Here is a 12603-nt window from a genome sequence, read left to right on the forward strand (position 1 = left end):
CCTCTCCGCCGATCGCCCGCCCGCGGCGCGCCGCCGCGGAAGGCGTCGAGTACAGAACCCTAGTGCTCCCGTCGCCTGCACAGCAGTCTCGGGGGCGCGACATCACCCGATGCGAGCGCGGATCCGCCGGATGTGGCCAGGGCCCGTGCGGCAGCATCCGCCGATGAGGCGCGCCCCCGCGGACCGCCAGTCGTCCGCGCCGGACGCGAACTCCTCGGGGTCGGCCGGCCCGGTCCACGCACGTGCCTGCGCGTCCCAGGCCTCCCCCGAGTTGGGGTAGGCCGCGCCCGGACGCCCCGAGGCCGCGACGGCGGCGGCCACCAGTGAGGAGACGTGCCGGGGCGCGGTGCAGTTGACGCCGACGGCGACCACTTGCGGCCGGTCCGCGAACAGCGCGGCGCAGTCGGCGATGGGCGTGCCGTCGCTGATGTGCGCGCCGTCGCGGCCGGAGAAGGACACCCACACGGGCACCTCAGGGCTCTCCTCCATCAGCGACGCCAGCGCGCGGGCCTCCTCGAAGGAGGGCACCGTCTCACAGGCGAGGAGGTCGGCGCCGGATCCGGCCAGCAGGTGCCAGCGCTCGCGGTGCCAGTCGGCGAGCGCGTCGGCGTCCAGGCCGTAGTCCCCGGTGTACTCGGAGCCGTCGGCCAGCGCCGCGCCGTAGGGGCCGATTCCGGCCGCGACGAGGCCGCCCCCGGCCTCGTCGCGCGCCTGCTCCGCAAGGCGCACCGAGCGGAGCATGAGGGCGGCGGCCTCGTCGCGGCCGATGCCCCGCTCGGCGAACCCGGTGAAGCTCGCCTGGTAGGACGCGGAGACGGCCACGTCGGCGCCGGCGTCGAAGAAGTCGCGGTGCACGCGGCGCACCAGGTCGGGGGCGTCGGCCAGCAGCCGCGCCGACCACAGGCCGCCGGACAGGTCGCAGCCGTACTCCTCCAGGCGGGTGGCCAGCCCGCCGTCCAGTACCACGGTGTCCCGGTCTCTCAGCAGGGCCTCCATGACCGCCACTCTAGAACCGGAAAGGGGCCCTTGTGGGTCCCTTCGCGGCAGGAGGACGCTCGGAACCGAGGCCGCCCCGGCCGTGGGCGGCAGGCGCGAACCGCCGAGGACGGTGCACATGCTCAAGGTCATCGGCGCGGGGTACCCGCGCACCGGAACACTCTCCACCAAGGTCGCGCTCGAGCGGCTCGGATTCGGACCCTGCCACCACATGTTCGAGGTGATGAGCCGCCCCGAGCAGACCGCGCTGTGGTCGCTCACCCCGGGCGAGGGCGAGGCGGCCTGGGACCGCCTCTACGAGGGGTACGTGTCCGCGGTCGACTGGCCGACGGGCTACTACTGGGAGGAGGTCCACCGGGCCAACCCGGACGCCAAGATCCTGCTCACCGTCCGCGACCCCAGGCGCCGGTACAAGAGCGCCTACGAGACCATCTTCCAGGCCTCTCCCACGATCATCGCCACCGGGGAGGCCGGGGAGGAGGCGCCCGAAGGGCCCGCCCCGGGCTCCGAGGGTGCGCAGGCCCTGGAGCGCATCGGCAAGCTGCGCAAGACACTGCTGAACACCATGTGGCGCGGGGCCTTCGGCGTCGACGCCGACGTGGTGCCGGACGAGGCGACGGCGATCGCGGCCTACGAACGGCACATCGAGCACGTTCGGGCGACGGTGCCCGCGGACGACCTGCTGGTGTTCGAGGTGTCGCAGGGCTGGGAGCCGCTGTGCGACTTCCTCGGCGTGCCGGTCCCCGAGGGCGAGCCCTTCCCCCGGCTCAACGAGGCCCAGGAGGTCAAGAAGCACTTCGCCGATGTGCTGAAGGGGGAGGCGCCCTCCTACTGAGGGCTTCTCCCCCGCAGGTGCGTCACCCCTCGACCGGCCCCAGGCGTACGGTCCCGTCCTCGGCCACGCTCCAGCCGGGGTTATGGCAGATCTCCCACACCACCCCGTTGGGGTCGGCGACGTGGCCGTGGTAGCCGCCGAAGTCGGCCTTCTTCGGGCTCTTGACGAGGCGGGCGCCCGCCTTGAGGGCCTGGTCGACGACGGCGTCGACCTCCTGGGGTGAGGCGACGTTGTGCGACAGGGTCAGCCCTGACAGGCGGGCGTCCTCGGGCCCGCCCTCCATGTCGGCGGCGAACGCGCCCGCCTCGAAGAGGCCGAGCACCACGCCGGGGGCGACCTGGAAGAAGACGATGTCCCCCGGGACGTACATGAGCGGGGTCCAACCGAGGCCGGTGGTGTAGAAGTCCCTGGCGGCATCCACGTCGGGCGCGGACAAGGTGATGAAGTGGACGGACTGGTTCATGCCCCCGATGATGGCGGTGTGGGGGGTGGCCGGTCTTGAACGAAACGGACATGCGCGGATCGGGGCCCACCCCCGTCGGCGGCTCGGGGGCCATCGGCTCCCGGTCGTCCTACCGGGAGTTCTCGCCTGCTGGGCCCACACTCCCGGGAGTGGTGTGCGCGTGGGAGCAGCGGATCGGCGCGGGGGGCGGTTACGTCCAGCGGGTATTGCCCGACGCCTGCGCGGATGTGGTGGTCACCGCGGGCGGCCGGGCCCACCTGGTCGGCCCCACGGCTCAGGCCGCCCTGGCCCGGCTGGAACCCGGATCAACGGTGCGGGGGCTGCGCCTGCGCCCGTCGGCGATCGGGCCCGTGCTGGGGTGGCCCGCCGATGACCTGCGCGACGCGGACGCCGACCTGGAGGATGTCCTGCCCCCGGCCGAGGCACGACGGTTGGCCGAGCAGGTCTGGGGTCGCAAGCCTCCGGAGCTGCGACCGCGCCGCCGCCCCGACGCGCGTGTGCGGACGGCGCTGCACGCACTGGGCGCGGTGGGCGCGCCGACCGCATCCGTGGCCGGCGCGGCCGAGGCGGCAGGGGTGTCCGAGCGCCACTTGCGCCGCCTGGTACGGGACGCGACGGGCTTGGATCCGAGGGAGCTGCAGAGGGTGATGCGCCTCCAGCGGTTCCTGACCCTGGCGGACAGGGGCCCGGGGCGGAGCCTGGCCGAGCTGGCCGTTCAAGCGGGCTACGCCGACCAGGCCCACATGAGCCGGGAGGTACGGAGGATGTCGGGCCTCACCCCGAAGGCATTGCTGAGGGAACGCGCCGCAGGAGTGGGCGTCATAGTGCCCGAGGTATCAGCCTGAACCTCTTGCCAGCCTGCCCGAGTTCCAAGAACACCATCCCCGCGTGCGCGGGGAGCACAACCTCTACCCGGCCGACGCCCTGGAGCAGGCGGGACCATCCCCGCGTGCGCGGGGAGCACTTCGCTTCGACGTAGTCCGGGTCCGCTCGCCGGGGACCATCCCCGCGTGCGCGGGGAGCACCCGCTCCGCGCTCAACCGGTTGAGCAGGGTCAGGGGACCATCCCCGCGTGTGTTGGGGCGGCGTTCCTTCGGGGGCGTCGCCCTTTCGCATGTCAGAGCGGGGGTGCCTGACCTGCGGTGTCGCGGCGGGGAACTCGGCGGTGTGCCATCGTGTGACACCAGAAGACAGCCTATGTCGTTCTTCCCGGGCCACACACGGGCCAACGGGACGCCATCGATGCTGGTCAGCGGGTTTCGTCGGGCCACGGCCCGGTGAGCGGCCCGGCCTTGCGGTACGCCTCGTCCAACGCCCGGTTCGCCCGGCGCTCGTCCAAGCGAACCTGCAGCGGGTTGGCGGCCCGGTCGGGCTCGAACACCGCGACCCGGCCTTCCACGACGGTGGTGCGCACGCTCGCGCCCCGGATGCGTCCGGCGAGTCGCCCGGCGGCGCGGGCCTCCTGGCGCTGGGCGTCGTCCTGGCAGTCGATGACCACGGCCCCGGTGCGCTTGAGCCCTTCGGCGATGCGGTGGGCGTAGGCGGTGCGGTCCGCTCGGGCCTGGGCGCGCCGGTGCTCCTCCTCGGCGTGGGCGCGGCGGGCCGTGGGGGCGGCGTCGATGCGGACCACGGGGGCCTTGTCGGTCATAGGGGCGACGCTACCCCGGCCCCGGGCCGCCTGTCTCGGGCCGGTGGGGAATCCGTCCTCGCGCCCGGACGGCGCGGGCTGGCGGCGCGGGCGCTGCTCCGACGCCCGGGCGGGGCTCGATGCCCCGGCGGGGCGTGGCCCGGCCCCGGATTCTGCGCTGTTCCCGGCCGCGCAGCGGAGGTTGGACGGGTCCGGCCACGGCGGGAGCGGCGGGGCGGGAGGCCGGGCGGCCCTAAGCTCGGCGCGCGGTCGGGCCCGGAGGGCTCCACCGGCCTTACCCGTCCGGGGCCGCCCGGCCTTGGGGTCCCGCCCCGGCGCGGGAGCGTGGACGGACCCGGCCGACCGGCGCAGAGTCGACGGTGCCCCGTGGCCCTGTGGCCTTGGCGGAGCGGCGGCCGGCGCGCCGCGACCTGCGGAAACGCGGTGTCTGGGGTTGTTTTTCTGCGCGGGCGGGCGCGCCCACGGCGAGATGCGGGGGCGGTGAGCGCTGGGAGCGGCGGGAGGCCGGGGAGCGAGGCGGCGCGGGCGCCGTGCGAGCACGCGACGAAGGAGCGCGCGCAGCACGGATGCCCGCGTGAGCGGAGCGACCCACGGCCGACCCACCGCGAGCACAGCGAAGCCCGCCCGCGCGAAGCGCGGGCGGGCCTTGATCCTGTAGGGAAACTCCTCACACACATGAGGGGGCCGCCGTCGCCGCGCCCCCTACTGAGCGCGCCCGGCTCGATCCTGTAGGGAAACTCCTCACACACATGAGGGGGCCGCCGTCGCCGCGCCCCCTACTGAGCGCGCCCGGCTCGGCAGGTCAGCCACCCCGTCAGGAACCCGAACCGCTGGGGCCGACGACACCGGAAAGGTCCCGTCCTACCCTGGGACTGCGAACCCCCAAGAGGACGGGACCTGACTGATGAGTCACGACATCAACCCGGGCGACCGCATACGGGAGCTGCGCCGCCGCCGTGGCATGACTCAGGAACGCCTCGCCGAAGCCGCCCACCTGGCCCTTCCCACGATCAAGAAGATCGAACAAGGCGGTAGCGCGAGGATGGAGAGCTACAACGCCATCGCTCGCGCTCTGGGCAAGACCACCCTCGCCTTCGCCACCCCGGCCGCCCCGACGCCCGGCGATGACTCCCCGGATACCTCCTTGGCCGCGATCCGCGCCGCCATCAACCCCCCGACCGGCATCACGGGGGATCCTCTGCTCAACCTCGGCAGCGACGAACCCGACCTCGTCATGCTCGGCCGCGCCACGAAGTCGGTGTCGCTTGCCTACTACGCGGACCGTTACGACGATGTCGCCCGGCTCGCTCCCTCCGTGATCCGCTCCGCCCACCTCCACGTCCGTGAACTCGACGGGCGGGACAAGGACGAAGCCCACCGCCTGCGCGCGGACATCCTGGGAGTCGCGGGCCGCTACCTGATTCAGGTCCGCCAGCACGACCTTGCCCTGACCGCCCTTCGTGACAGCCTTCGTGACGCGCTGGAGATCGGCCACCAGCCGCTCGCCGCCGCCGCGATCTCCTCGCAGGCATGGGCACTGATGCGGCAGGCCCGGTTCTCGGAAGTGGAAGCGCTGTGCGTGCGCACCGCTGACGAGATCGAACCCCGGATGTCCCGGGCCACCTCCGACCAACTGAGCGCATGGGGCTGGCTGCTCCTGCGCGCGGGCGCTGCTGCAGCCCGCAACAACCGCGCGGAGGAGTCCCGGGAGTTCCATTCGATGGCGGCTTCGGCTGCGGCCCGGCTCCATGAAGAGGTCGACACCGCTGAGCACCTGATGTTCGGCAGGACCACGGTGCAACTGAAGACCATCGAATCGGAGCTGGTCACCGGACACCCCGACCGCGTCTTGGAACAGTCGGAGCACGTTCCCGACGACGTAGGGGCGCGCCTGAAGACAGGTGTGAACAGGCACCGCATCGACCAGGCCAAGGCCCACCTCCAGACCGGCGACCCCGGTGCCGCCCTTGAGGTGCTGCAAGGTCTTCGGCAGGACGCGCCTGAGTGGTTGCGCTACCAGCAGGCCGCCCGGGAAGTCGCTGAGGATATCCTCGCGGCTCCCAAGCGCATGCCCAGCGCTGAACAGCGCGAGCTGGCTGACTTCCTGGGTGTTCCTGTGTAGGGGATACGCACCGTATCCCTTTGCCCTTGGGGCGTAGTCGAAAGGCTGCGCCCCGTTTCTGTTTCCGGACTCGTGTGCTCCGTAGCTTCGTGCCCATCCCCGATCCCTGGAGGAGCGATGAGGCCGCGAGCGTGGGAGCGCGAGAACCTTCACGGCTGGCCGACAGCGGCAGAGGTGCTGGCCGCCGACTTCCCCGACTGGGAGATCAGTCGCGACCTTCCCGACGACCCCGGCGAGTGGCGTGCGGTGCGCGGCGACATCGCCCTGTCCGCGCCCACCGTTCCGGAGCTTCGCGCGCTGCTGGAAGGGACCGAGGAACAGAAGTAGACGAGACCCCGGCGGCCGGTCGCAACGGCCCCGGGGCGTGGCCCCACCTGGTTATGAGGTGAGACGACATGGACGATATCCCGTACAACCCCCCGCCCGCACCCGACCCCGGCCCTGGAGGCGACGGCCTTCCCGACGTTCCGCCCGGTATCGACTCGGCCGCGCGTGAGTGGAACCGGCAGCATCCCGGGTGGGTGGCGACGCACCTTCCCAAGGCCCCGTCGGACTGGCAGTGGGTGGCCGACCGCAACCGGCCCCTCGACCCCCGCGAGGCGGTGCGCGGGTTCCACCCCTGCCTGTACGCCCCGGACCTGGACGCGCTGTCCTCGGTGGTCACACAGGAGATGCAGGCGCAGGCGTCGGGGAAGTGGGCGCCCACCCCGGCCTTCGCACAGCCCTCGGGCGGGAGCGCGGCGTGAAGCGGGTGCGCCGACCTTTGGGGCGTGAGTACGGGGCCGCGATCGCGAAGGTGAAGGCGGCCGCTGCGCGCGGCGGCTACAAGCTCACCCGCACCCCCACCCGGTTCGGGCAGCTCTACACCCTGCACGACGGGGCCACGCTGCGCTCGGTCGTGGAGCACGTGTACCTGGGCGATATCCAAAGGTTCCTGCGCGCCCGCGACATAGACGCCTGAAGCCGCCCCCCGCCCGCCGGTGTTCCCCCTCTTCTCCCGGCGGGCGGGTGGGCACCCACCGTGCCACGGGCAGTTCCGGGAGGCTCCCGTGCGCACGGCCCCCGCCCCGGGCCTTTCGCCGCCTATCCGGCCCGGGGGCAGGGGGCGGCGGCCCGGCGGCCTCGGCAGGGTTCTTGTAATGGGGATCGGTCCCTGCCCGGCCCCGGGCCGCCTTCCTGTAGTCCCGCGATGGAAGGTGCTGCTGTTGTACGACATCCGTAGATCGATGCCGCAGATGTTCTCGGCGTGGGCTCGGGGTGAGCCCGTCAACCCTCTTCAGCCGCGCGGGGTGCGCGTGGACAAGACGGTTCCGCCCGACGATGTGCGCCGCATCCTGGGGCTGGCCCCGGGGGTCCCGGTCGCCTGCCGCCGACGCCGTTATGCCGATACCTCAGGGAACCCGGTGGAGCTAGCCACGTCGTTCGTGCCCCTGGAGGTGGCCGGTGAGTGGGTGTGGCGCACCGACACCGGCCCCGGCGGAATCTACGCCCGCCTGGCCGACCAGGGGTGGGCCCCGGCCCGCTTCCGCGAAGAGGTGCGCACCCGCCCTCCCACGGCCAGTGAGGCTGAGTTGTTCCGGACTCAGCACGCCGTCGCCGACGTGGTGCGCACGGCCTTCGCCGACGACGGCTCGCCTGTAGAGGTCGCGCGGCTGGTGCTGGCCGGGCACCGGCACGTGCTCTCCTATGCCTACTCCGCCTGACCCCTCCCCACGCTTTCCCTCCCCTTTGAACGGACCCCTCTTGATGGAACACCCCCTTCTGATGCTCGATGCCGGAGCTGTGCAGGCTCGGGCCCGCCCTGACGGCGGCGGGTTCCTGCTGATGCTGGACCGCGCGGGCACGCATCTGTTCGTCCCTGCGTCCCGGGAAGCGGTCCCGGTGGTCAACGCCCTGGCGCGCTCGGCGGTGGTCCAGGTGGGGCAGACCAGTACCAAGACCCGGGCGGGCGCGTGGTGGCACCACTTCTCCCACCACACCAGCGTTGTACACGCCGTCCTGCAACCTCCACGGCACGGAGCACGAACCTGACACCCCGCTCTCCCCTCCCCCGCCCTCGGGGAAGGGGATCTTTTATTCGCACATCCTTGACCTGCGCGGATTTGAAACGACGACGATAGGCGATCCACTCGGGCGCTTTTGTTTGATACTGGAAGCGCGGGAAGGGAAACGCGTTCTTCGCGGAATCCGGTGGGGGTGCTGTGTCTTCTGGCGGCGTGAATGCAATAAGTGGCAGGTGGGCGGAGGCGGCCCACAGGCGGATGGTCCGGGAGGATTTCCCCTCCTGGCGTTCGCAGGTGGAGCGGGTCGGGGGTTGTGTTCGGCCGGTTCGGGTGGCGGGGTCGGCTGCTGCGGCGGATTCGGCCTCGGGTGAGGTGCTGGCGGCGTTCTCCTCGCGGGATGCGCCGGATGGTGTGGTTTTGGTGGCGTGCGGGGACCGGCGGGCGTCAGTGTGTCCGGCCTGCTCGGAGCGCTACAGGCGGGACCTGTGGCATCTGGTGGCCTCGGGCATGCGGGGGCGCGACGGCGCCTCGGCCGACGACGCGGTGCCCGGGACGGTCGGGGCGCATCCGAAGTTGTTCGTGACGCTGACCGCTCCCAGCTTCGGGCCGGTTCACACTGCGCGGGGCGGGGCGTGCCGTCCGCGCCGGTCGGGTGCCAGGTGCGTGCACGGTCGGCCGGTGGGCTGCGACCTGGTGCATGAGGCGGACCACCGGGTGGTGGGCACGCCGATCTGTCCGGAGTGCTGGGACTACGCCGGGGCCACGCTGTGGAACGCCCACGTCGGTGAACTGTGGCGGCGTACCCGGATCGCGGTGGGGCGGGCGCTGGCTCCGGCGGCCTCGGCGGCGCTCGGGCGCCGGGTGACCGTCCGCGAGGTTGACCGGCTGTTGCGGGTGTCCTACGTCAAGGTCGCCGAGTACCAGCGGCGGGGGCTGGTGCACCTGCACGCGGTGGTGCGCCTGGACGGAGTCGATGCCGACGACAGGGGCGCGGTGGTGGCGCCTCCGGCCTGGGCCACGCCCGCGCTGCTGGCCGATGCCGTCCGCTCGGCGGCTTCCTTGGTGTCCTTCCCCCTGCCCTCCCCGGACGGGCAGCTGCGCTCGTGCGAGTGGGGCCCGCAAGCCGACGTGCGGGACGTGACCGCCACCGGTGAGGACGACCCGGCGAGGATCGCCGCTTACCTCGCGAAATACGCCACCAAGACGGCGGCCGACAGCGCCCCGGCGGCGCTGGCGCACCGGCTGCGGCGTCTGGACCTGCCCGGCCTGGTCGCGAAGGTGGGGCCGCACCTGGCGCGGATGGCGGCCACCGCGTGGGCCCTGGGCGGGCGCCGCGACCTGGCGCACCTGGGGCTGCGTCGGTGGGCCCACACGCTGGGCTACCGGGGCCACCTGGCCACCAAGAGCAGGCGGTTCAGCACGACGATGGCCGCGCTCCGGAACCTCCGGCGGACCTGGCGCGCCCGCCAACGCGTGGAACAAGGCGGGGCGGACCCGTGGGCGCAAGCCGCGACCGGGGACGCGGTGCTCCTGGGCCAGTGGTCCTACGCCGGGTCGGGCTACACCGGCCTGGCCGATGCGGACCTGGCGGCGGGCATCACCGCCGACCTGGAACACGCCCGACAGGAGTACCGCGAGCTGATAGCGCGTGAGGCCGCGCTGGCGCGTGAGCTGTGAGGCGCACCTGGGCCCCGGCGGCGCTTACGGGGGAATCCGCGCGCGAAGCGCGTCCACTCCTCTCCGTGCCCGGCATGGCGCTTGTCCGGCGGCCCCGGCCACAGAGCAGGAAACACAGTCGCGCGAAGCGCGTCCTATGCGCCTCGGCGCCCGCCGGGCGAAGGGGTGGGTGGTCGGGGGTCTGGCCTGTGGGCCGCCCGCCGCGCGCCCGTCAACCTGGTGGAATGGAATTCCCGATTTTTGTTTGGCCGTTTTCGGCCGCTTTTCGTGGCCCGTGGATGGCCCGTGGCGAATGGCTCTGAGTCGGTTTCTGTGGAGGTGGGGCGTTGAGTGAGGATGGGGCACTGACCGTGGCCGATATGGCGCGGGAGCTGGGTTTCAGTCGCCGGACGGCGTACCGGTGGCTGCGGAACGGAAAAGGGCCGCGAACGTTCATCTCCCCTGGTGGGCACAAGCGGATCCGGCGGACGGATTTCATAGAATGGGTGAAAGACAGGCAGCTAGACGAAAGGAACGGCGAATGAGCGGAGCGGCGCAGGATATTCAGTTCTGGGAGGTCCGCAAGCGGGCCAACCGAAAAAAGCCGTGGGAGCTGCGGTGGCGTATCGACACGGTGGAGAAGTCACGTTCATTCCTGACGAAGGAACTGGCGAACAACCACAAGACGGCGCTCCACCGTGCGGCGCGGGCCGGTGAGCGCTTCTCCACCGTCACCGGTGAGCCCGAGTCCTGGGCCGCCTCGCGGGAGTCGGTGTGGTCGCTGCTGCGCTCCTATGTGCGCCACGCCTGGGCTGACACGTCCTCGGGCAACACCCGCCGCACCATCGGTGACAACGTCGCCCGCCTGGCGCTGGCCTCACTCGATGACGCTGCGGTCAAGCGCTGCGCGGCCCCGGCTCCGGCCTGGCGGGTGCGCAAGGCGGTGCACGCGGCGCTGGCCTTCCGCATCGACGCGGGAGCGGAGAAGGCAGAGGACCGGGTGGTTCCGCCCGACCCGGCCTCGCTGTCGGAGCTGGACCGCGAATGCCTGGCCTGGCTGGAAAAGGTCTCCCTGCCCGTGTCGGACGCGGGCTCGGAGAAGGGGGCGCGCCAGGTGCTGGACCGCTCGGCCATGCGCGCCGACAGCAAAGGCCGGGTGGCCGGTGACACGCTGCGGCGTCGGCGCGGGATCTGGTCCAACGCCCTGGACCACGCCGTTGCCCGGGGGCTCATCGGCGCGAACCCGATCGCGGGGGTGCGGATGCGGCGGGCGCGCTCGGCCGATGCGGTCAACCCCCGCACGGTCCCCGACTACCAACAGGCCTCCCGCCTCATCCGGGCGCTGATGGACAGCGGACGTGAGCGGGACGGCTACCTGTCGGTGTTCTTCGCCACGGCCTACCTGGCGGGCACGCGCCCGGGGGAGACGCGGGGCATACGGGTCCAGGACATCGTGTGGCCGGAAGACGTGCGCGACCCTGAGGCCGTGCCCGGGTGGGGCGTGCTGATGGCCTCGGGGTCGCGTACCGAGGTAGCCGGGCGCTACACCGACGACGGGGAGCACGGGGAGGACCGCGAGCTGAAACAGCGCGCCGCCGACGACGTGCGGCCGGTGCCGCTGTGCCCGGAACTCGTCGCTCTGCTGCGGGGCCACCTGGCCCGGTACGGCACGGCGCCGGACGGGCGGCTGTGGTGGCACGCCTCCCCGCACGGTGAGCACGACGTGTTCCCGGGCAAGCTGTACCGGGCGGCCTGGTCCCGGGCCCGCAAGGCGGCGCTCACGCCCTCGGAGCTGTCGCTAGGGGTCGCCTCCCGCCCCTATGACCTGCGGCACGGGTGCGCCTCCTGGCTGCTGTACACGGGGGTCCCCGCCCCTGAGGTCGCCCGGCGCCTGGGCCACACGGTGGAAGTGCTCATGCAGACCTACGCGCACTGGTTCACCGGCCAGACCAACGCGGCCAACGCCAGGATCGATGCGGCTCTGGAAAAGGCCGGGCCCCTCACGGGCCACCACGACGAATCCGGCGCCCCGGACGGGCGTTGATGCAGGTAGCGGGGTCGCATCGGCGAACAGGCCACATCCCCGCGTGCGCGGGGAGCACTCCCCGGCCTCGTCGGTGTACACGTGGGCGTTGGGACCATCCCCGCGTGCGCGGGGAGCACCACCGCCCGTGATATCAGGGGCCGGATTCACCGGGACCATCCCCGCGTGCTCGGGGAGCACCCTCACCGGCCTGGGGTGATTCACCAAGCAACTTCTTGGTTTGAACCACTTTACTGATCGGTCCGCTCTGTGGCTCGTTAACCGAAGATGTTCCACCAGCGGCGCTTGCGCTTCGCTTCGGCCTCGCGTTCGGCCTCCCGCGCGCGCTCGGCGCGCCTCTCCTCCGCCTTGCGCAGGTCGGCCTTCCTCCGCTCGCGCCATTCGGCCACGATCTCTTCGACGTCGAAGGGCATCATGTTCAGCGGCGGGCCGCCGGTGTGGAACTTGACCGTGCGCACGATCTCCTTGTTGATCTCGGCGATGATCCGGCGCGCCTCGTCCTCCGTGCGGGCCCCCACCGCCGCGGCCCGCGCGTCCTCGGCCTCCTTGCGGACGCGCAGTGCCGGGGGCAGCGGCGCCACCCCCTCCTCCTCGGTCTTGCGCCGGACCCACCACAGGTCGTCGCGCGGGCGGTCGATGTCCGGGATGGGCTTGCCCGCCCCCGGCAGGTCGTCGAACTCCCCGCGCTCCATCGCCTCGCGGACCTGCTGGTCCGCCCAGGACTCCCACTCCATGCCCGCGGGCTTGCGCTCGGCCATGCCGCTCCCCCACCTCCGTGGTCAGCCGGGTCCGGGCACCGGTTCCGCGCCCGACCTTCATGATACGTCTGTATCATG

General features: G+C 72.4%; 15 protein-coding genes. 11 read left to right on the forward strand and 4 right to left on the reverse strand.

Annotation, left to right across the window (positions count from 1 at the left end; all coding sequences use genetic code 11):
- Positions 1-102: 102 nt before the first annotated feature.
- Positions 103-996 carry a homocysteine S-methyltransferase gene (mmuM, locus tag O4J56_RS05950; protein ID WP_270684164.1) on the reverse strand — a complete coding sequence of 298 codons (894 nt, stop codon included), beginning with the start codon at positions 994-996 and terminating at the stop codon, positions 103-105.
- Positions 997-1114: 118 nt separating this feature from the next.
- Between mmuM and O4J56_RS05955 the strand changes: the two genes are divergently transcribed.
- Positions 1115-1831 carry a sulfotransferase family protein gene (locus O4J56_RS05955; protein WP_270684165.1) on the forward strand — a complete coding sequence of 239 codons (717 nt, stop codon included), beginning with the start codon at positions 1115-1117 and terminating at the stop codon, positions 1829-1831.
- 22 nt (positions 1832-1853) lie between these two features.
- On the opposite strand, the gene O4J56_RS05960 is transcribed toward O4J56_RS05955, so the two are convergent.
- A complete protein-coding gene (locus O4J56_RS05960; protein WP_270684167.1) occupies positions 1854-2294 on the reverse strand; it encodes a VOC family protein in 441 nt (146 codons plus the stop codon).
- 35 nt (positions 2295-2329) lie between these two features.
- On the opposite strand from O4J56_RS05960, the gene O4J56_RS05965 reads away from it, so the two are divergent.
- Positions 2330-3139: a helix-turn-helix domain-containing protein gene (locus O4J56_RS05965; RefSeq protein ID WP_270684168.1), complete on the forward strand. Its 810-nt coding sequence runs from the start codon at positions 2330-2332 to the stop codon at positions 3137-3139.
- Between the two features lie 404 nt (positions 3140-3543).
- Here O4J56_RS05965 and O4J56_RS05970 read toward each other — a convergent pair whose 3' ends face one another.
- On the reverse strand, positions 3544-3942 hold the full coding sequence (locus tag O4J56_RS05970; protein WP_270684169.1) for a hypothetical protein: 399 nt from the start codon (positions 3940-3942) through the stop codon (positions 3544-3546).
- 904 nt (positions 3943-4846) lie between these two features.
- Between O4J56_RS05970 and O4J56_RS05975 the strand changes: the two genes are divergently transcribed.
- From O4J56_RS05975 to O4J56_RS06010, 9 genes are all read left to right on the forward strand, one after another.
- The gene (locus O4J56_RS05975) at positions 4847-6064 is read left to right on the forward strand and encodes a helix-turn-helix domain-containing protein (RefSeq protein ID WP_270684171.1); all 1218 of its coding nucleotides are present in this window, start codon (positions 4847-4849) and stop codon (positions 6062-6064) included.
- Positions 6065-6181: 117 nt separating this feature from the next.
- Positions 6182-6391, forward strand: a complete 210-nt coding sequence (locus tag O4J56_RS05980) for a hypothetical protein (protein WP_270684172.1) — start codon at positions 6182-6184, stop codon at positions 6389-6391.
- A gap of 68 nt (positions 6392-6459) precedes the next feature.
- On the forward strand, positions 6460-6810 hold the full coding sequence (locus O4J56_RS05985; protein WP_270684173.1) for a hypothetical protein: 351 nt from the start codon (positions 6460-6462) through the stop codon (positions 6808-6810).
- Positions 6807-7025 (forward strand): hypothetical protein, encoded by a 219-nt coding sequence (locus O4J56_RS05990; RefSeq protein WP_270684175.1) that lies wholly within the window; start codon positions 6807-6809, stop codon positions 7023-7025. Before O4J56_RS05985 ends, O4J56_RS05990 begins: the two co-directional genes overlap by 4 nt.
- A gap of 334 nt (positions 7026-7359) precedes the next feature.
- A complete protein-coding gene (locus O4J56_RS05995; protein ID WP_270684177.1) occupies positions 7360-7767 on the forward strand; it encodes a UTRA domain-containing protein in 408 nt (135 codons plus the stop codon).
- A 43-nt stretch (positions 7768-7810) separates the two neighbouring features.
- Positions 7811-8095, forward strand: a complete 285-nt coding sequence (locus tag O4J56_RS06000) for a hypothetical protein (RefSeq protein ID WP_270684178.1) — start codon at positions 7811-7813, stop codon at positions 8093-8095.
- A gap of 230 nt (positions 8096-8325) precedes the next feature.
- Positions 8326-9744: a replication initiator gene (locus tag O4J56_RS06005; RefSeq protein WP_333563784.1), complete on the forward strand. Its 1419-nt coding sequence runs from the start codon at positions 8326-8328 to the stop codon at positions 9742-9744.
- A gap of 350 nt (positions 9745-10094) precedes the next feature.
- Positions 10095-10268 carry a helix-turn-helix domain-containing protein gene (locus tag O4J56_RS32095; protein WP_408639086.1) on the forward strand — a complete coding sequence of 58 codons (174 nt, stop codon included), beginning with the start codon at positions 10095-10097 and terminating at the stop codon, positions 10266-10268.
- Complete coding sequence (locus tag O4J56_RS06010; RefSeq protein WP_270684182.1) at positions 10265-11767, forward strand: tyrosine-type recombinase/integrase; 1503 nt, start codon at positions 10265-10267, stop codon at positions 11765-11767. Before O4J56_RS32095 ends, O4J56_RS06010 begins: the two co-directional genes overlap by 4 nt.
- A 257-nt stretch (positions 11768-12024) precedes the next feature.
- Here O4J56_RS06010 and O4J56_RS06015 read toward each other — a convergent pair whose 3' ends face one another.
- Entirely contained in the window at positions 12025-12525 is a 501-nt protein-coding gene (locus tag O4J56_RS06015; protein WP_270684183.1) for a DnaJ family domain-containing protein, read from the reverse strand.
- Positions 12526-12603 lie beyond the last annotated feature (78 nt).

The organism is Nocardiopsis endophytica (genome assembly GCF_027706725.1).
Lineage (GTDB): Bacteria > Actinomycetota > Actinomycetes > Streptosporangiales > Streptosporangiaceae > Nocardiopsis_A > Nocardiopsis_A endophytica.